The organism is Streptomyces sp. Sge12, assembly GCF_002080455.1.
Taxonomy (GTDB): domain Bacteria; phylum Actinomycetota; class Actinomycetes; order Streptomycetales; family Streptomycetaceae; genus Streptomyces.
The window spans coordinates 2,482,513-2,498,332 of the sequence record NZ_CP020555.1 but is presented as its reverse complement, the minus strand read 5'-3'; the positions used below and the strand labels follow the sequence as shown (position 1 = coordinate 2,498,332).

Genomic DNA, 15,820 nt, shown 5'->3' with positions numbered 1-15,820 from the left:
GTACTCTCGTGGCGATATGAGCAGCGAGAACCTCCCCCAGACCCCTGAGCAGCAGGGCCGCAAGCCCCGCGTGGCCGTCGTGTTCGGCGGCCGCAGCTCGGAACACGCCATCTCGGTCGTCACGGCGGGCGCCGTGCTGCGCTCCATCGACCGCTCCAAGTACGAGGTGCTGCCCATCGGCATCACCACGGACGGCCGATGGGCGCTGACCGCCGACGAGCCCGAGCGGATGGCCATCGCGGACCGCAAGCTCCCCAGCGTCGAGGAGCTCGCCGACTCCGAGGACGGCGCCGTCGTGCTCTCGGTCGACCCCGCCAGCCGCCAGGTCGTCTACACCGAACCGGGCGCCGTCCCCAAGGCCCTGGGCGAGGTCGACGTCGTCTTCCCCGTCCTGCACGGCCCCTACGGCGAGGACGGCACCCTCCAGGGCCTCCTGGAGCTCTCCGGCATCCCGTACGTCGGTTCCGGCGTCCTCGCCTCGGCCGTCGGCCAGGACAAGGACTACATGAAGCGGGTGTTCACGTCCTTCGGGCTGAGCGTCGGCCCGTACGTGACCATCCGCCCCCGCGAGTGGGAGGCCGACCGGGACGCCGCCCGCGGCCGGATCCTGGACTTCGCCGCCGAACACGGCTGGCCGCTGTTCGTGAAGCCCGCCCGGGCCGGCTCCTCCATCGGCATCACCAAGGTCGACGACGCCTCCGGCCTCGACGCCGCCGTCAAGGAGGCCCGGCGCCACGACCCGAAGATCATCGTGGAGGCGCTGCTGCGCGGCCGCGAGATCGAGTGCGGGGTCCTGGAGTTCGAGGACGGGCCGCGCGCGAGCGTCCCGGCCGAGATCCCGCCGGTCTCCAGCCACGACTTCTACGACTTCGAGGCGAAGTACATCGACTCCGCCTCCGGGATCGTGCCCGCCCCGCTGACCCCGGAGCAGACCGCCGAGGTGCAGCGGCTCGCGATCGAGGCCTTCGAGGCGGCGTCCTGCGAGGGCCTGGTGCGCGCAGACTTCTTCCTCACCGAGGACGGCAGCTTCGTCATCAACGAGATCAACACGATGCCGGGCTTCACCCCGATCTCCATGTACCCGCTGATGTGGCAGAAGACGGGCATCGAGTACCCGGAACTGGTGGACCGCCTGATCCAGGCGGCGCTGCGCCGCTCCACCGGCCTGCGCTGACAGCGTCCGACAAGCCGACCGCCCGCCGCCCGCCCCCGAAGGCGTGGACGGCGGGCGGCGGTGTGCCCGGTACCCGGTGGGCGGTGCCCGGTGGTGCTCAGTAGGAGGCGATGCCCTCGGGCACGGTCGCGGCGATCGCCTCGGACAGCCCGACGAGCATCCCGGCATCCGTGGCATGCTCCTTGTCGACCTGGACCTCGGTGTACGCCAGCCGCAGCCCGGTGGTGAAGCGGAAACCCCCGCCGGAGGCCTTGTCGCGCTCCTCCAGCAGCCAGGCCACCCCGTTCACATGGACTCCGTCCTGTTTCGGATCGGCCATCTCGGGGGGCTTGGGGATACCGCACCGCAGTACGATCGCCGAGCCGCCCCACGCGGCGGTCAGGTCGGACTCCGGTTCGGTCCTGGTCCGCGCCAGGCCGGCCACCGACTCCGGGAGCTCCTTGTGCAGCGCGGCACAGAGCCCCGCGACGGCGGCGGGCGGCGTGGGCGGAGGGCCGACCCGGGCAACGGAGCTGCCCGGGGAACAAGCTGCGAGGGCCAGTACGGCCGGCGCGGCGAGGACACGGAGGGGCCGGCGGTGGAGGGACATCACCGGCCAAGAGTAGACGGGGGCTACAGATGGACCACCGGGCAGGTCAAGGTGCGGGTGATCCCCTCCACCTGCTGGACCTTGGCGACGACCATGCGGCCGAGCTCGTCCACGGTGTCGGCCTGGGCGCGCACGATCACGTCGTACGGGCCCGTCACGTCCTCGGCCTGGATCACCCCCGGGATCTGGCCGATGGACTCGGCGACCAACGACGCCTTGCCCACTTCGGTCTGGATAAGGATGTACGCCTGTACCACGGAACCTCCAGGGCGGCCACGAGGATCATTTCCCCTAACCTTCGGGTGGGCCCCACACGATTGAACGGGCCGGGGGAAGAAGGGACGCCACGGTACCGCGTCGCCGTGCGCCACGGGGAGACCCGCGGGCCCGGCGCCACGCACAGCGGGGCGTACGGAGAGCACAAGTTGACGTATCTGTTGACGGTACCCAGAGCTGAGACGGCTCGCGACCGCAAGCGGACTGGGCAAGAAGGGGCACAGCGATGAAGGGCACTGTCGGCGAGCTGGGGGAGTTCGGGCTGATCAGGGAGCTCACCTCACGGCTCACCACCACCCCGGCGGTCCGGCTCGGACCGGGCGACGACGCCGCGGTGGTGTCCGCCCCCGACCGGCGGGTCGTGGCGAGCACCGACATCCTGCTGGAGGGCCGGCACTTCCGGCGCGACTGGTCCACGGCCTACGACGTCGGCCGCAAGGCCGCCGCGCAGAACCTCGCCGACATCGCCGCCATGGGCGCGGTGCCGACCGCGCTGCTCCTCGGCCTCGTCGTCCCCGCCGAACTCCCGGTCACCTGGCCCACCGAGCTGATGGACGGGATCCGCGACGAGTGCCAGGTCGCCGGCGCGGCCGTGGTCGGCGGGGACGTCGTCCGCGGGGACGTCATCACCGTCGCCATCACCGCCCTCGGCGACCTGCGCAACCACGAGCCCGTCCTGCGCTCCGGCGCCCAGCCCGGCGACGTCGTCGCCGTCACCGGCTGGCTGGGCTGGTCCGCGGCCGGCTTCGCCGTGCTCTCGCGCGGCTTCCGCTCCCCGCGGGCCTTCGTCGAGGCGCACCGGCGCCCCGAACCGCCCTACCACGCGGGCCCCGCGGCAGCCGGACTCGGCGCCACCGCCATGACCGACGTCAGCGACGGGCTGATCGCCGACCTCGGGCACATCGCCGAGGCCAGCAAGGTACGGATCGACCTGCGCTCGGCGTCCGTCGACATCCCGACCCAGATGCACGACATCGGGCAGGCCGTCGGCGTGGACCCGCTGCAGTGGGTGCTCACCGGGGGAGAGGACCACGCGATCGTGGCGACCTTCCCGCCCGACGTGAAGCTCCCCGCCCGCTGGAAGGTCATCGGCGAGGTCCTCAACCGCTCCGCGCTGCCCCAGGTGACCGTGGACGGCGCGCCCTGGACCAGCACCGGCGGCTGGGACCACTTCGGCGCCGACCCGGCCGCCCAGGACGGCACCCCGTGAGCACCGCCCCTCCGCTGTGCCTGACCGTCGCCGGATCCGACTCCGGCGGCGGCGCGGGCATCCAGGCCGACCTCAAGACGATGCTGGCGCTCGGGGTGCACGGCATGAGCGTGGTGACCGCCGTGACGGCGCAGAACTCGCTCGGCGTCCACGGGGCCTGGGAGCTGCCCGCCGAGGCCGTCACGGCCCAGTACCGGGCCGTCGTGGACGACATCGGCGTCCGGGCCGTGAAGACCGGGATGCTGTCCTCCGCCGTGCTGGTCGAGACGGTGGCCGCGCTGCTGGCCGACACCCCGGCCCCGGCCGTCGTGGACCCCGTGGGCGTCTCCAAGCACGGGGACGCGCTGCTCGCCGTCTCCGCGCTGGACGCCGTGCGCAAGGAGCTGCTGCCGCGGGCCGCCGTGGCCACGCCCAACCTGGACGAGGTGGCGCAGCTCACGGGCGTGGTGGTGGAGAGCGAGGAGGACATGCGGCGGGCCGCCGACGCGATCCTCGGCTTCGGGCCGCGGTGGGCGCTGATCAAGGGCGGACACCTCGCGGCCCACGGCCACGAGGCCGTCGACCTGCTCACCGACGGGACCGAGGAGCGGTGGCTGCGCGCCCCCCGCCACGACAACCGGCACACCCACGGCACCGGCTGCACCCTCGCCAGCGCGATCGCGGCGGGCCTGGCCAAGGGCCTGGAAGTGCCGGAGGCGGTCCTGGCCGCCAAGGAGTACGTCACGGGCGCCATCGCCGCCGGCTTCGCGCTCGGCGGGGGCATCGGCCCGGTGGATCACGCCTGGCAGTGGCGCTGAGCCCCGCCGGACAAGGCAAAAGGCCGGCTCACCAGAGGTGAGCCGGCCTTTTTGGCAACCGGAAGGGCTGCGCTACGACGGGAGGCGTCAGCGCGAGACCTTGCCGGCCTTGATGCACGAGGTGCAGGCGTTGAGGCGCTTCGGCGTCCCATTGACCACGGCACGGACGCGCTGGATGTTCGGGTTCCAGCGACGCGAGGTGCGGCGGTGCGAGTGGGAGATGTTGTTGCCGAAGCTCGGCCCCTTGGCGCAAACGTCGCAGTTGGCAGCCACAGGTCACTCCAAGACTTCAGATGCAATTACAGTGAAACCGGCGCACCGGATTCAGAGGTCTGAAGTGGTTTGCCGGGGGAATGGCCCGACTCTCATCGGGCAACCGGAGCAGCATACAACGACTGCGTCCGTCCAAGAAAACTACCATGTCCGCCGCTGCCCCCGCCCCGCGGTCCCGACGCCCGGGGGGTCCTTCGTTACCCTGCGGTGAACCCTGGCCCGCACAAGGAGGAACGCCCGGTGCCGCACGAGCCGCAGCCGCAGGCCCCTGACGAGCTCGACGCCGAAGCGGTGCGCACCTGGAGCTCGCTGGCCCTGGCCGCACTGGGCCGGGCCCGCGAGGACATCGACGCGATCAACGTCTACCCGGTCGCCGACGCCGACACCGGCACCAACCTCTACCTCACCGCCGAATCGGCCGACCGCGGCCTCGCCGAGGCGTTCCCCGAGGTGACCGACGGCACAGGGACCACCTCCCTGGCCGAGGCGGTACGCGCCTGGGCGCACGGGGCACTGGTGGGGGCCCGCGGGAACTCCGGGACGATCCTCGCGCAGCTGCTGCGCGGGGTGGCCGACGTACTCGGCGCCGAGCAGCCCGAGTGGTCCGACCCGGCGGAGCACGGCGGGAAGGACGGCCGGGGGACCGGCGGGCTGCTGGCCCGCGCCCTGACCCGGGCCGCGGAGGAGGCGTACGCGGCCGTCGCGCACCCGGTGGAGGGCACCATGCTCACCGTCGCCGGCGCCGCCGCCCGGGCCGGCGAGGCGGCCGGAGCCGCCGCCGGGACCGCCGTCGAGGTGGCCCGCGCCGCCTACGACGGGGCCCGTGCGGCCCTGGCCGAGACCCCCGGGCAGCTCGCCGCGCTGAGCCGCGCCGGGGTGGTCGACGCCGGCGGCTGCGGGCTCGTCGTCGTCTTCGGGGCCCTGTGGCAGGCGCTGTCCGGACAGGAGCCGGCCGCCGAACCGGTGCGCGGCCGGGCGGTGCCCGTCCCGCAGCCGCAGGACCCCTGCGCGCAGGAGGAGGACGGGCCCGCGTACGAGGTGATCTACCTGCTGGAGGCCACCGAGGCGGCCGTCGGCGAACTGCGCGAACGCCTCGACGGACTCGGCGACTCGCTGGTCGTCGTCGGAGGCGACGGACTGTGGAACGTCCACGTCCATGTCGACGACCCCGGCGCGGCCGTGGAGGCCGGAGTCGTGGCCGGACGGCCCTACCGGATACGGATCACCCACTTCGGGGACGAGCGCCGCCGGGCCCGCGGCGAGCGCGCCCAGCGGGCCGTGGTCGCCGTCGTCCCCGGCGAGGGACTGGCCGGACTGTGCGGGGAGGCCGGTGCGACCCCCGTGCTCGTGCGCCCCGGCGAGCTCCCGGCCGCCGCCGAACTCCTCGACGCCGTACGCCGTGCGCACGCCCGCGAGGTGGTGCTCCTGCCGGGCGGCGCCGAGCTGCGCGCCGCCGCGGCCGCGGCGGCCGAACAGGCCCGCGCCGAGGGCGTGCGCGTGGCCGTGATCCCCACCCGCTCCGCGGTCCAGGGACTGGCCGCCCTCGCCGTGCACGACCCCGAGGGCAGCTTCGACGAGGACGTGGTCGCCATGACGGCGGCGGCCGGCGCCACCCGGTACGGGGAACTGGCCGTCGCCGAACGGCAGTCCTTCACCTCGGCCGGCATCTGCCAGGCCGGCGACGTGCTCGGCCTCATCGACGGGGACGTCGCGGTCATCGGCTCGGGCCTGACCGAGACCGCCGAGGCCGTCCTGGACCGGATGCTGGGCTCCGGCGGCGAACTCGTCACCCTGGTCCTGGGACCCGACGTGCCGGACGCCGTCGCCGAGCGCCTGGAGGCGTACGTCCAGCACGGCCACCTCGCCGTGGACACCGTCACCTACCGCGGCGGCCGCTACTCGGCCCCGCTCCTCATCGGGGTGGAATAGCCGGCTTGTCAGCGCCATGGTGTGCAATGGAACACGTGCCCGCGCTCGACGAAGACCTCAAGAAGACGCTCGGTCCCGCCACCGCCAAGGTGCTGGCCGAGCAGCTCGGCCTGCACACGGCCCTGGACCTGCTCCACCACTACCCCCGGCGGTACGCCGAGCGCGGTGAGCTGACCTCGCTGGCCGAGCTCGCCGACCAGATCGACGAGCACGTGACCGTCGTCGCACAGGTCGCCGACGCCCGGATCCTGACCTTCAACGGGGGCCGCGGCAAGCGCCTGGAGGTGACCATCACCGACGGCAGCGGCCGCCTCCAGCTCGTCTTCTTCGGCGCCGGGGTCCACAAACCGCACAAGGACCTGCTCCCCGGCAGCCGCGCGATGTTCGCCGGCAAGGTCTCCAAGTTCAACCACAAGCTCCAGCTCGCGCACCCGGCCTACGAGCCGCTCGGCGCGGACGCCTCCGACCGCGACGCCGCGACCGCCTTCGCCAGTCAGCTCATCCCGATCTACCCGGCCTGCGCGAAGCTGGAGTCCTGGAAGATCGCCAAGTGCGTGGACGCGGTGCTGCCCAGCGCCCAGGAGGCCGTGGACCCGCTGCCGCCCGCCCTGCGCGAGGGCCGCGGGCTGGTCCCGCTCACCGAGGCCCTCCTGAAGATCCACCGGCCGGGCACCAAAGCCGACATCGAGGACGCCCGCCAGCGCCTCAAGTGGGACGAGGCCTTCGTCCTCCAGGTCGCCCTGGCCCGCCGCCGGCACGCCGACTCCCAGCTCCCGGCCGTCCCCCGCCGCCCGCTCCCCGGCGGCCTGCTCGACGCCTTCGACGCGAAACTGCCCTTCACCCTCACCCAGGGCCAGGAGACCGTCTCGAAGGAGATCTTCGACGACCTGGCCACCGACCACCCCATGCACCGCCTCCTCCAGGGCGAGGTCGGAAGCGGGAAGACGATGGTGGCCCTGCGGGCCATGCTCGCCGTCGTCGACAGCGGCGGGCAGGCGGCCATGCTCGCGCCCACGGAGGTGCTCGCCCAGCAGCACCACCGCTCCATCACCGAGATGATGGGGGAGCTCGCCGAGGGGGGCATGCTCGGCGGCTCCGACCAGGGCACCAAGGTCGTGCTGCTCACCGGCTCCATGGGCATGCCCGCCCGCCGCCAGGCCCTGCTCGACCTGGTCACCGGCGAGGCCGGCATCGTGATCGGCACGCACGCGCTGATCGAGGACAAGGTGCAGTTCCACGACCTCGGCCTGGTCGTCGTGGACGAGCAGCACCGCTTCGGGGTGGAGCAGCGCGACGCACTGCGCTCCAAGGGCAAGCAACCCCCGCACCTGCTGGTGATGACGGCGACCCCGATCCCGCGCACGGTCGCCATGACCGTCTTCGGCGACCTGGAGACCTCCGTCCTGGACCAGCTGCCGGCCGGGCGCTCCCCGATCGCGACGCACGTGGTGCCCTCCAAGGACAAGCCGCACTTCCTCGCCCGGGCCTGGGAGCGGGTCCGCGAGGAGGTCGAGAAGGGGCACCAGGCGTATGTGGTCTGCCCCCGCATCGGCGACGGCGAGGACGACCCCAAGAAGAAGGCCGCCGGGGACGACGGCGAACGGCGGCCGCCGCTCGCCGTCGTGGAGATCGCCGAGCAGCTCGCCCGCGGCCCGCTGGCCGGGTTGAGCGTCGAGGTGCTGCACGGCCGGATGGACCCCGCCGACAAGGACGACGTCATGCGCCGGTTCGCCGCCGGCGAGGTCAAGGTGCTGGTCGCCACCACCGTCATCGAGGTCGGGGTGAACGTCCCCAACTCCACGGTCATGGTGATCATGGACGCGGACCGGTTCGGCGTCTCCCAGCTCCACCAGCTGCGCGGACGCGTGGGCCGCGGCTCCGCACCGGGGCTGTGCCTGCTGGTCAGCGAGATGCACGAGGCGAGCCCCGCCCGGGCCCGGCTCGCCGCCGTCGCCGCCACCCTCGACGGCTTCGAACTCTCCCGGATCGACCTGGAACAGCGCCGCGAGGGCGACGTCCTGGGCCAGGCCCAGTCCGGAGTCCGCTCCTCGCTGCGCATGCTCGCCGTCATCGAGGACGAGGAGGTCATCGCCGAGGCACGGGAGGAGGCCACCCGCGTCGTCGCCGAGGACCCCGCGCTGGAGCGGCTGCCGGGTCTGCGGACCGCGCTGGAGGCCCTGCTCGACACCGAGCGCGAGCAGTACCTGGAGAAGGGCTGAGCGGCACGACCTATCGTTGGAGTGCCACGGCGACGCCGGGGCGCGCCCCTGCCGTCGTACCGAAGGACCCCAGATGACCCGCGTGATCGCCGGCAGTGCCCGCGGGCGACGGCTGGCCGTGCCCCCCGGCACCGGCACCCGGCCGACCTCGGACCGGATGCGCGAAGGCCTCTTCTCCACCTGGGAGTCGCTGCACGGCGTCGAAGGGGCCCGGGTGCTCGACCTGTACGGCGGCTCCGGCGCCGTCGGCCTGGAATCGCTCTCCCGCGGCGCGGCCCACACCCTGCTCGTCGAGGCGGACGCCAAGGCCGCCAAGGCGATCCGGGACAACATCAGGACGCTGGGCCTGCCCGGCGCCGAGTTCCGCGCGGGCAAGGCGGAGCAGATCGTGGCGGCCAGGGCCGCCGGGGACCCGTACGACATCGTCTTCCTGGACCCGCCGTACGCCGTGGACAGCGCCGACCTGCGGGAGATCCTCCTCACACTCCGGTCCAATGGCTGGATCACCGGCGATGCGCTCGTCACCGTGGAGCGCAGCACCAGGAGCGGCGCCTTCCCGTGGCCCGAGGGCTTCGAGCCGCTCCGGTCGCGCAAGTACGGCGAGGGCACCCTGTGGTACGGCCGCGCCGCCTCCACCAGCGAAGACTCATGAACGAGGGAGTTCAGTTGCGCCGCGCCGTCTGTCCGGGGTCCTTCGATCCCATCCACAACGGACACCTCGACATCATCGGACGCGCCTCCAGGCTCTACGACGTCGTGCACGTCGCCGTGATGATCAACAAGTCGAAGCAGAGCCTGTTCACCGTCGAGGAGCGGATCGAGCTGATCCGCGAGGCGACCGCCGACTACGGAAACATCCAGGTCGAGTCCTTCCACGGGCTGCTCGTCGACTTCTGCAAGCAGCGCGACATCCCGGCCATCGTCAAGGGCCTGCGCGCGGTCAGCGACTTCGACTACGAGCTCCAGATGGCCCAGATGAACATGGGCCTGTCGGGCGTCGAGACGCTGTTCGTCCCGACCATCCCCACCTACAGCTTCCTGTCCTCCTCGCTGGTCAAGGAGGTCGCGGCCTGGGGCGGCGACGTCGCCCACCTGCTGCCGGCGCACGTCCACGAGGCGCTTCTGGAGCGGCTGCGCAACCGCTGACCGCCTGACGGGCCGTCAGGCAGTGTCGGGGGGCCGCCCGGTGGCCTTACAGTCGTCCCGTCCGTCTCAGGAACCGCCTGAGGCCGAGAGAGTGCGAGCCCCCATGGACGTGCAGAAGAAGCTCGACGAGATCGTCGCGGCCGTCGGCGGCGCCCGGTCCATGCCCATGTCGGCCTCCTGCGTGATCAACCGCGCCGAGCTGCTGGCCCAGCTCGAAGAGGTGCGCCAGGCGCTGCCCGGCTCGCTCGCGCAGGCTCAGGAGCTCATCGGCGGCCGGGAGCAGATGGTCGAGGACGCCCGCCGCGAGGCGGAGCGGATCATCGATGCGGCCCACAACCAGCGCGGTTCGCTGATCTCCGACACCGAGATCGCGCGGCGCTCCCAGGCCGAGGCGGACCGGATCCTGGACGAGGCCCGCCGGGAGGCCGAGGAGATCCGGGCCGAGGCCGACGACTACGTCGACAGCAAGCTCGCGAACTTCGAGGTCGTGCTGACGAAGACCATCGGCTCGGTGGACCGGGGCCGGGAGAAGCTCCTGGGCCGCGGCCCGGGCCTGGACGAGCACGGCTACCCGGACATGGACGCGCCCGAGCGCAGCCACGACCCCGATACGCAGCGGCAGCAGGCGGACGCGTACGTCGACACCAAGCTGGCGACCTTCGAGGCGGTGCTCTCCAAGACCCTGGAGGCCGTGGGCCGCGGTCGCCAGAAGCTCCTGGGCCGGGTCCCGACGGACGACCTGGGCGCGCACATGGCCGCCCAGGACGCGGTCGGCGGACAGGCCTCCCGCTCGGCGAGCGACTCGGACTTCCTGGCGGGCCTGGCGGAACCGGAGCAGCTGCACGCGCAGGCCCCGATCCCGGCCCAGCCGGAGCCGCTGTACGACACGTACTCCTACCAGCAGCAGCCCGCCCAGCCGGCCGCCCAGCAGCAGGACGCGTACGCCTACCAGGACCCGTACGGCGGCTACCAGCAGCAGCCGGACCCGTACGCCGGTTACCAGCAGCAGAGCGACCCGTACGCGGCCTACCCCTCGCAGGACCAGCAGCAGGCCGGGCAGTCCTCGCTCGACGAGACCAGCCTCTTCGACACGAGCATGATCAACCTGGACCAGCTGCGCCAGTACGAACAGGGGCGCTAGACCGGATTGGGCGCTGGGCGCCGCGCCGGGTATCCTGGCTCTTCGGTCGCGCGTATGCACCGCGATCCATGCTGCCCCGGGGCGGCGGAATTTTTGATCTTCAGCGATCTGTGAAAGCAGGAACGGCCCTGAATACCCGCCTCGACCACCGCAACCCCCTCGTGTTCGACACGCACGAGCTGGGCCGGCGTCCTGGTGCCATGCAGCGGCTGTCCCGTGAGATCGCGGCACCGGCGGACTTCGGTCTCGTCGGCGTCATCGGAGTGCCGGAAGGCGCCGCGGTGAAGCTCAAGCTCCGCCTCGAGTCGGTCATGGAAGGGGTGCTTGTCACAGGCACCGCCCGTGCGCAGGCCGTAGGGGAGTGCGTAAGGTGTCTGGAGTCCGTCGAGCGCGAGCTCAAGGCGGACTTCCAGGAGATGTTCTCGTACCCTGACGCCGACGACCGGAGCCGCTCCAAGGCGGAACCGGCCGACGACGCCGAGGACGACGAGGACACGCTCTTCCTCGAGGACGGCTTGTTCGACCTCGAACCCGTGCTGCGGGATGTGGTGGTGCTCGCACTGCCCATGCAGCCGGTGTGCCGGGAGGACTGTCTCGGACTGTGCCCCGATTGCGGGCTCAGCCTGAACGACGACCCGGACCACCACCATGACGCCGTCGACATCCGTTGGGCGGCATTGCAAGGACTCGTCGTGACCGATCAGGACGACGAGAAGGACAACATGAGCGGCACTGCCTCTGACGGAGTTCAGGGCGCCGCCGAGAAGCAGGAGAAGTAGCCGTGGCTGTTCCGAAGCGGAAGATGTCGCGCAGCAACACGCGCCACCGCCGGTCGCAGTGGAAGGCTGCGGTCCCCACCCTGGTTTCGTGTGAGCGTTGCCAGGAGCCGAAGCTCCAGCACATTGCGTGCCCGAGCTGCGGCACCTACAACAAGCGCCAGGTCCTCGAGGTCTGAGCGGCTGGTGAGAGGCGCAATGTCTGAGCTGTCCAACGCTGAGAAGCAGGCAGACAGTAACAACGCGGCCTCGTCCCACACGCTTCTGGAAGGGCGGCTCGGGTATCAACTCGAGTCCGCCCTTCTGGTGCGTGCGCTGACCCACCGCTCGTACGCGTACGAGAACGGCGGTCTGCCCACCAACGAACGGCTGGAGTTCCTCGGGGACTCCGTGCTGGGCCTGGTGGTCACGGACACGCTGTACACGACCCACCCCGATCTCCCCGAAGGCCAGCTGGCCAAGCTTCGGGCCGCGGTGGTCAACTCGCGTGCACTGGCGGAGGTCGGACGCGGCCTCGAACTCGGCTCCTTCATCCGGCTCGGCCGGGGCGAAGAGGGCACGGGCGGCCGGGACAAGGCCTCCATCCTCGCCGACACCCTTGAAGCGGTGATCGGCGCGGTTTACCTCGATCAGGGCCTCGACGCGGCCTCGGAGCTGGTTCACCGGCTCTTCGACCCGCTCATCGAGAAGTCCTCGAACCTCGGGGCCGGCCTGGACTGGAAGACCAGTCTCCAGGAACTCACGGCGGCCGAAGGCCTTGGCGTGCCCGAGTACCTGGTCTCCGAGACAGGTCCGGACCACGAGAAGACCTTCACTGCTGCCGCCCGCGTCGGTGGTGTCTCGTACGGCACCGGCACCGGCCGCAGCAAGAAGGAAGCGGAACAGCAGGCTGCGGAGTCCGCATGGCGCGGTATCCGCGCCGCCGCGGACGAGCGGACCGCTGCGGCGGCAGCCGTCGCCGCAGCCGCTCCGGTCGAGGTCCCGGCTTCGGCCGAGACCGTGGACGGCGGGGTGCCGACGCCCGCCGATCCGGCGCCGGACGCCTGACCCTTCCTTCGGGACGTACCCGCCCGCCCCTGCCTCGCAGGGGCGGGCGATTCCGTTCACAGGGGGCCGGTACGCTCCCTGGGAGCGTCCAGATCCGCGTCCCCGGAGGTGCACCGTGCCCGAGCTGCCCGAAGTCGAAGTCGTGCGGCGGGGGCTGGAGCGCTGGGTGGCCGGGCGGACGATCGAGACCGTCGAGGTCCTGCACCCGCGAGCCGTACGCCGCCATGTGGGCGGCGGGGCCGACTTCGCGGAGCGGCTGCGCGGGGAGACCTTCGCAGTGCCGCAGCGGCGCGGCAAGTACCTGTGGCTGCCCCTGGCGGGGCGGGACCTGTCCGTGCTCGGGCACCTGGGCATGAGCGGACAGCTGCTCGTGCAGCCCGAGGACGCCCCCGACGAGAAACACCTGCGCATCCGGGTGCGGTTCACCGGTTCCGACAGCGGCTCCGCCGCGGAAGCCGCGGGGACGGAGCTGCGCTTCGTGGACCAGCGGACCTTCGGCGGGCTCTCCCTGCACGAGAACACTGCCGACGGTCTGCCCGACGTCATCGCGCACATCGCGCGCGACCCCCTGGACCCGCTCTTCGACGAGGTGTCCTACCACCTCGCGCTGCGCGCCCGGCGGACCACCGTCAAGCGGGCGTTGCTGGACCAGTCCCTGATCAGCGGGGTCGGCAACATTTATGCGGACGAGGCGCTGTGGCGCGCCCGACTCCACTACGAGCGCCCCACCGCCCACCTCACGCGCCCGCGGAGCGCGGAACTCCTCGGCCATGTCCGGGACGTCATGAACGCAGCCCTCGCCGTCGGCGGCACCAGCTTCGACAGCCTCTACGTCAACGTGAACGGCGAGTCGGGCTACTTCGACCGTTCGCTCGATGCCTACGGGCGCGAGGACGAGCCCTGCCGGCGCTGCGGTACGCCGATGCGCCGCCGCCCGTGGATGAACAGGTCGAGCTACTTCTGCCCGCGCTGTCAGCGGCCGCCGCGCGTGGCGTCGTAGGACTCACGGGCGGTCAGCACGGCCGGCATGCTCCCCTCCAGGCAGTGGATGAGCGCGAGGAGCCGGTCCGCGACCTCGACGCCGAGCGGGGTCAGTTCGTAGTCGACGCGCGGCGGGTTCGTCGGCTGTGCCTCGCGGTTGACTATGCCGTCGCGCTCCAGCGCGTGCAGGGTCTGCGAGAGCATCTTCTCGCTGACGCCCTCCACCCGGCGGCGCAGTTCGTTGAAGCGGCACGGACCTTCGCGCAGGGCGCCCACGGTGAGGCTGCCCCAACGGCCGGTGACGTGCTCCAGGGTTTCCCGGGACGGGCAGGCGCGCGCGAAGACGTCGAACGGTTGCTCGGTCTCGGCGGCATCGGTGCAGGCAGGGGTCTCCATGAGGGCAAGCGTACGCCCCTACAGCGCTAACTCGTGGGTTGCGCTTTCCAAAAGTTAGTGATTCTCTTTCTCTCGTCGCACCACGCCCCGTGCTGCGGCGGGAGTTTTTCCGAGGGAGAGATCAGCCTTGTCCGCAATCACGCACACCCCCGTCGTCTCGATCGCCTACCACTCCGGCTACGGCCACACCGCCGTCGTCGCGGAGGCGGTCCGCAGCGGCGCCGTGGACGCCGGGGCGACCGTTCACCTGATCAAGGTCGACGAGATCGACGACGCGCAGTGGGAGCTGCTCGACGCCTCCGACGCGATCGTCTTCGGCTCCCCGACCTACATGGGCACCGCCTCCGGCGCCTTCCACGTCTTCGCCGAGGCCTCCTCCAAGCGCTGGTTCGGCGACGCCTGGCAGGACAAGGTGGCGGCCGGCTTCACGAACTCGGCGTCCAAGAGCGGCGACAAGCTGCACACCCTGCAGTTCTTCCAGATCCTGGCCGCGCAGCACGGCATGAGCTGGATCAACCTGGGTCTGAAGCCGGGCTGGAACTCCAGCACCGCCTCCGAGAACGACCTGAACCGCCTCGGCTTCTTCGCCGGCGCCGCCGCCCAGACCAACTCCGACGAGGGTGCGGACGCGGTCCACAAGGCCGACATCGCGACCGCCGAGCACCTGGGCCGGCGCGTCACCGAGCAGACCCGCATCGTCATCGCGGGCCGTGCGGCCCTGGCCGCCGCCGCGGTCTGAGCGTACGGGCCCCCTCGCGGGGGCCGTACGTACTAGAAGCCGAAGTCCTGGGTCCACCAGGGACCGCCGGCGGCGAAGTGGGCGCCGACGCCCAGGGTGCGGAACTCGCAGTTGAGGATGTTCGCCCGGTGCTCCGGGCTGTTCATCCAGGCCTTCATCACGGCCTCGGCGTCACCCTGGCCGCGGGCTATGTTCTCGCCGCCGAGGCCCGAGAGGCCGGCCTTGGTGGCGCGGTCCCAGGGGGTGTTGCCGTCGGGGTCGTCGTGGCTGAAGAAACCGCGGGTGGCCATGTCCAGGCTGAAGGCCCCGGCCAGTGCCGCGAGCGGCGGATTGGCCCGGACCGGGCCGCACCCGGCCAGGGCGCGCTCCTGGTTCACCAGCTCGACGACGGCCGCCTCCTCCGCGGAGTGGCCGTCCAGCGGCGGCCGCGGCGCGGGAGTGGCCGGCTTCGAGGGGGTGGCCGGCTTCGACGGGGTCGCCGGCTTCGAGGGGGCCGGGGCGGCCGTGCTCCTGGAGGGGACCGGAGCGGGCGGCGCGGCCGGGCTCGTGCGCGGGGCCCTCGGGGAGGGCGCCGTCGTGGCCGGCGCCGGTGCCGACGGTGAGGGCGAAGCGCTCGAAGGGGCGGGGGTGCTCGGCGAGGCCGACGGGGAGCTGCTCGGCGAGGGGCTCGCGGACGCCGAGGGCGACGGGGAGGGGGAGGCCGGCCTGCTCGGGGACGCGGTGCCCGGGCCGGTGCTCGCGGAGGCGCGGCCGGACAGGTTCGCGAGGCCGCGCAGTGCCGCATCCGGGTCGGCCGAGGCCTTGGCCCGGGGCGCCGCGGTGGGGGCGTCCGTACCGCTGACACCCACATAGGGGAAGGAGCCGCCGACCGGCACCATGCCGGTGGTGACGGCTGCCGTGCCGAGGGCAACGGCCACGGAGACGCCCAGCAGGCCGGTGCGCAGGGCGGTGCCGCGCTTGCCGCCGCTGTGCGGCGCGGTGGGGAGTCGATGACGTCCCATCGGAGCGTGCCTTCCTGTGCCGGATCAAGATCATCCCTTACCCACCCAAATGGGTGAGTTCATTGGTGCGCGACTGTACGCCATGGGCCCAGGGGGGCGATGTGTCCCGAAAGTGCTCGCCCGGTT

General features: G+C 72.1%; 18 protein-coding genes. 13 read left to right on the top strand and 5 right to left on the bottom strand.

Going from position 1 to position 15,820, the window contains the following annotated elements:
- The first annotated feature begins 16 nt into the window (after nucleotides 1–16).
- A complete protein-coding gene (locus B6R96_RS10735) occupies nucleotides 17–1,174 on the top strand; it encodes a D-alanine--D-alanine ligase family protein (RefSeq protein ID WP_030386437.1) in 1,158 nt (385 codons plus the stop codon).
- Nucleotides 1,175–1,271: 97 nt separating this feature from the next.
- On the opposite strand, the gene B6R96_RS10730 is transcribed toward B6R96_RS10735, so the two are convergent.
- Together B6R96_RS10730 and B6R96_RS10725 are read right to left on the bottom strand one after the other, a co-directional pair.
- Nucleotides 1,272–1,763: a DUF3515 domain-containing protein gene (locus tag B6R96_RS10730; RefSeq protein ID WP_053177533.1), complete on the bottom strand. Its 492-nt coding sequence runs from the start codon at nucleotides 1,761–1,763 to the stop codon at nucleotides 1,272–1,274.
- A gap of 23 nt (nucleotides 1,764–1,786) precedes the next feature.
- Nucleotides 1,787–2,020: an Lrp/AsnC family transcriptional regulator gene (locus B6R96_RS10725; protein ID WP_030386435.1), complete on the bottom strand. Its 234-nt coding sequence runs from the start codon at nucleotides 2,018–2,020 to the stop codon at nucleotides 1,787–1,789.
- A gap of 245 nt (nucleotides 2,021–2,265) precedes the next feature.
- Here B6R96_RS10725 and B6R96_RS10720 point away from each other — a divergent pair, with 245 nt between their 5' ends.
- Together B6R96_RS10720 and thiD are read left to right on the top strand one after the other, a co-directional pair.
- A complete protein-coding gene (locus B6R96_RS10720) occupies nucleotides 2,266–3,249 on the top strand; it encodes a thiamine-phosphate kinase (RefSeq protein WP_030386434.1) in 984 nt (327 codons plus the stop codon).
- A complete protein-coding gene (gene thiD, locus B6R96_RS10715; RefSeq protein WP_053702002.1) occupies nucleotides 3,246–4,046 on the top strand; it encodes a bifunctional hydroxymethylpyrimidine kinase/phosphomethylpyrimidine kinase in 801 nt (266 codons plus the stop codon). The genes B6R96_RS10720 and thiD overlap by 4 nt, the downstream gene beginning before the upstream one ends.
- Before the next feature lie 87 nt (nucleotides 4,047–4,133).
- Here thiD and rpmB read toward each other — a convergent pair whose 3' ends face one another.
- Nucleotides 4,134–4,319 carry a 50S ribosomal protein L28 gene (gene rpmB / locus B6R96_RS10710; protein WP_007266795.1) on the bottom strand — a complete coding sequence of 62 codons (186 nt, stop codon included), beginning with the start codon at nucleotides 4,317–4,319 and terminating at the stop codon, nucleotides 4,134–4,136.
- A gap of 240 nt (nucleotides 4,320–4,559) precedes the next feature.
- Between rpmB and B6R96_RS10705 the strand changes: the two genes are divergently transcribed.
- The 9 genes from B6R96_RS10705 to mutM all read left to right on the top strand — a co-directional run bounded on the left by B6R96_RS10705 (nucleotide 4,560) and on the right by mutM (nucleotide 13,577).
- Nucleotides 4,560–6,248 (top strand): DAK2 domain-containing protein, encoded by a 1,689-nt coding sequence (locus B6R96_RS10705; RefSeq protein WP_081522356.1) that lies wholly within the window; start codon nucleotides 4,560–4,562, stop codon nucleotides 6,246–6,248.
- A gap of 26 nt (nucleotides 6,249–6,274) precedes the next feature.
- Complete coding sequence (gene recG, locus B6R96_RS10700; protein WP_081522355.1) at nucleotides 6,275–8,467, top strand: ATP-dependent DNA helicase RecG; 2,193 nt, start codon at nucleotides 6,275–6,277, stop codon at nucleotides 8,465–8,467.
- A gap of 73 nt (nucleotides 8,468–8,540) precedes the next feature.
- Nucleotides 8,541–9,119 (top strand): 16S rRNA (guanine(966)-N(2))-methyltransferase RsmD, encoded by a 579-nt coding sequence (gene rsmD, locus B6R96_RS10695; RefSeq protein ID WP_053177525.1) that lies wholly within the window; start codon nucleotides 8,541–8,543, stop codon nucleotides 9,117–9,119.
- 14 nt (nucleotides 9,120–9,133) lie between these two features.
- Nucleotides 9,134–9,613 carry a pantetheine-phosphate adenylyltransferase gene (coaD, locus tag B6R96_RS10690; RefSeq protein WP_030386429.1) on the top strand — a complete coding sequence of 160 codons (480 nt, stop codon included), beginning with the start codon at nucleotides 9,134–9,136 and terminating at the stop codon, nucleotides 9,611–9,613.
- A 103-nt stretch (nucleotides 9,614–9,716) separates the two neighbouring features.
- The gene (locus tag B6R96_RS10685; protein WP_081522354.1) at nucleotides 9,717–10,754 is read left to right on the top strand and encodes a DivIVA domain-containing protein; all 1,038 of its coding nucleotides are present in this window, start codon (nucleotides 9,717–9,719) and stop codon (nucleotides 10,752–10,754) included.
- Nucleotides 10,755–10,822: 68 nt separating this feature from the next.
- Nucleotides 10,823–11,533, top strand: coding sequence for a YceD family protein (locus B6R96_RS10680; RefSeq protein ID WP_081522353.1), 711 nt, complete (start codon nucleotides 10,823–10,825; stop codon nucleotides 11,531–11,533).
- Nucleotides 11,534–11,535: 2 nt separating this feature from the next.
- Nucleotides 11,536–11,709, top strand: coding sequence for a 50S ribosomal protein L32 (gene rpmF / locus B6R96_RS10675; RefSeq protein ID WP_003965982.1), 174 nt, complete (start codon nucleotides 11,536–11,538; stop codon nucleotides 11,707–11,709).
- 19 nt (nucleotides 11,710–11,728) lie between these two features.
- On the top strand, nucleotides 11,729–12,577 hold the full coding sequence (rnc, locus tag B6R96_RS10670) for a ribonuclease III (RefSeq protein WP_053177518.1): 849 nt from the start codon (nucleotides 11,729–11,731) through the stop codon (nucleotides 12,575–12,577).
- A gap of 115 nt (nucleotides 12,578–12,692) precedes the next feature.
- Nucleotides 12,693–13,577 (top strand): bifunctional DNA-formamidopyrimidine glycosylase/DNA-(apurinic or apyrimidinic site) lyase, encoded by an 885-nt coding sequence (gene mutM / locus B6R96_RS10665; protein ID WP_081522352.1) that lies wholly within the window; start codon nucleotides 12,693–12,695, stop codon nucleotides 13,575–13,577.
- Here mutM and B6R96_RS10660 read toward each other — a convergent pair.
- Complete coding sequence (locus B6R96_RS10660) at nucleotides 13,550–13,954, bottom strand: winged helix-turn-helix transcriptional regulator (protein ID WP_030386424.1); 405 nt, start codon at nucleotides 13,952–13,954, stop codon at nucleotides 13,550–13,552. The genes mutM and B6R96_RS10660 overlap by 28 nt on opposite strands.
- A gap of 127 nt (nucleotides 13,955–14,081) precedes the next feature.
- Here B6R96_RS10660 and B6R96_RS10655 point away from each other — a divergent pair, with 127 nt between their 5' ends.
- Complete coding sequence (locus tag B6R96_RS10655; RefSeq protein ID WP_052872277.1) at nucleotides 14,082–14,693, top strand: flavodoxin family protein; 612 nt, start codon at nucleotides 14,082–14,084, stop codon at nucleotides 14,691–14,693.
- 32 nt (nucleotides 14,694–14,725) lie between these two features.
- Here the strand turns inward: B6R96_RS10655 and B6R96_RS10650 are convergent, their stop codons facing one another.
- Entirely contained in the window at nucleotides 14,726–15,694 is a 969-nt protein-coding gene (locus B6R96_RS10650; protein WP_081522351.1) for a CAP domain-containing protein, read from the bottom strand.
- Nucleotides 15,695–15,820 lie beyond the last annotated feature (126 nt).

Bases quoted from the DNA above. Each gene is read 5' to 3' on its own strand.
- B6R96_RS10735 (WP_030386437.1), top strand. From the start codon at position 17: ATGAGCAGCGAGAACCTCCCCCAGACCCCTGAGCAGCAGGGCCGCAAG.
- B6R96_RS10730 (WP_053177533.1), bottom strand. From the start codon at position 1,763: ATGTCCCTCCACCGCCGGCCCCTCCGTGTCCTCGCCGCGCCGGCCGTA.
- B6R96_RS10720 (WP_030386434.1), top strand. From the start codon at position 2,266: ATGAAGGGCACTGTCGGCGAGCTGGGGGAGTTCGGGCTGATCAGGGAG.
- recG (WP_081522355.1), top strand. From the start codon at position 6,275: ATGGAACACGTGCCCGCGCTCGACGAAGACCTCAAGAAGACGCTCGGT.
- rsmD (WP_053177525.1), top strand. From the start codon at position 8,541: ATGACCCGCGTGATCGCCGGCAGTGCCCGCGGGCGACGGCTGGCCGTG.
- B6R96_RS10685 (WP_081522354.1), top strand. From the start codon at position 9,717: ATGGACGTGCAGAAGAAGCTCGACGAGATCGTCGCGGCCGTCGGCGGC.
- B6R96_RS10680 (WP_081522353.1), top strand. From the start codon at position 10,823: ATGCTGCCCCGGGGCGGCGGAATTTTTGATCTTCAGCGATCTGTGAAA.
- rnc (WP_053177518.1), top strand. From the start codon at position 11,729: ATGTCTGAGCTGTCCAACGCTGAGAAGCAGGCAGACAGTAACAACGCG.
- B6R96_RS10660 (WP_030386424.1), bottom strand. From the start codon at position 13,954: ATGGAGACCCCTGCCTGCACCGATGCCGCCGAGACCGAGCAACCGTTC.
- B6R96_RS10650 (WP_081522351.1), bottom strand. From the start codon at position 15,694: ATGGGACGTCATCGACTCCCCACCGCGCCGCACAGCGGCGGCAAGCGC.